The organism is Hymenobacter agri (genome assembly GCF_054778495.1).
This window is the reverse complement of the sequence record NZ_BAAGZM010001049.1, coordinates 1-946: the sequence shown is the minus strand read 5'-3', so window position 1 is coordinate 946 and position 946 is coordinate 1. Positions and strand designations below refer to the sequence as shown.

At 65.0% G+C, this 946-nt stretch carries 3 protein-coding genes; all 3 read right to left on the bottom strand.

Annotated elements, in window-relative coordinates; translation table 11 throughout:
- A partial coding sequence (locus tag ACYVDE_RS24380; protein WP_460504109.1) for a hypothetical protein occupies positions 1-192 on the bottom strand: 192 nt, incomplete at its 3' end.
- Positions 193-436: 244 nt separating this feature from the next.
- Positions 437-637, bottom strand: a complete 201-nt coding sequence (locus ACYVDE_RS24375) for a hypothetical protein (RefSeq protein ID WP_460504108.1) — start codon at positions 635-637, stop codon at positions 437-439.
- Between the two features lie 6 nt (positions 638-643).
- Positions 644-946, bottom strand: a 303-nt coding sequence (locus ACYVDE_RS24370) for a hypothetical protein (RefSeq protein ID WP_460504107.1), incomplete at its 5' end; no start/stop codon positions are given.

Here is a 946-nt window from a genome sequence, read left to right as displayed (position 1 = left end):
CAGGTGCTGGGCGGCGGCACTCAGCAGCTCGAGCCGGAAATCGACGATGGCCCCGTCGGCATCGGTCACGGGCAGCAGCAGGGCCAGGGCGCTGTGTGCGTCGGCAAACACGGCGGCCAGCAGGTCGTCGGCGGGGAAGAATTCCAGCACATCGGCCGGGAGGGCGAGCGGGGTAGCGGCGAGGTCGGGCATCGGCACAATCGAAACAGCCCCTAAGCTACGGACAAGCCCCGCAATGGGTGGCACAATGGGGCGCATTTGGCGCGTTGGGCCGTAAAGGGGGGGCGAGGCGGCCGAAAAAAGAACGTCATGCTGAGCGTAGTCGAAGCATCTCTACCGCAGTAGTAAACCCCATCGTTGGGATTAGTTGTGCGGTATAGATGCTTCGACTACGCTCAGCATGACGTTCTGCCTGGACTTACTGACTGGCCCCGCCCTAATAGCTCTCCTTGAGGTACCCGAAGCCGCGCCACTCGGCGGCGTAGGTGGTGGGGAAATTGGTTTGGATGTGCTGGCGCAGGGCGCGCAGCATGGGGCGCAGGGCGGCTTCCTGGGCGTTTTTGGCGCCGGTTTCGCGGGAGGCGTCGCTGCGCGTGTCGCTTGAGTGCTTCACCAGGGGCTTGTACTCGACGAGCAACTTTTTTCAGAAGGCGGTGCCGTACTTGCCCTGGTCGTAGCCGAAGGTTTTGAGGGCGGCCACCAGCTTAGTCAGGTCCTCGACGCGGCTGGGGCGAGCCGGGCGCAGCTTGCCGTCGGGCTGCAGGCCGAAGTCGGCGTAGTAGGCCTTGGCTTTCTTCTTGGTGTCGTGGGCCTCGACGAGGTGGTTGCGCACGAATTTCAGGCTGCGCTCCATCTCCTCATCCAGCTCGGCCAGGCGCTGGGCAGCGGGGCTGCGGCCGGTGCCGGCGTCGTCGGCGGTTTTGATGCCGGCCTTGAAGGCCACGGC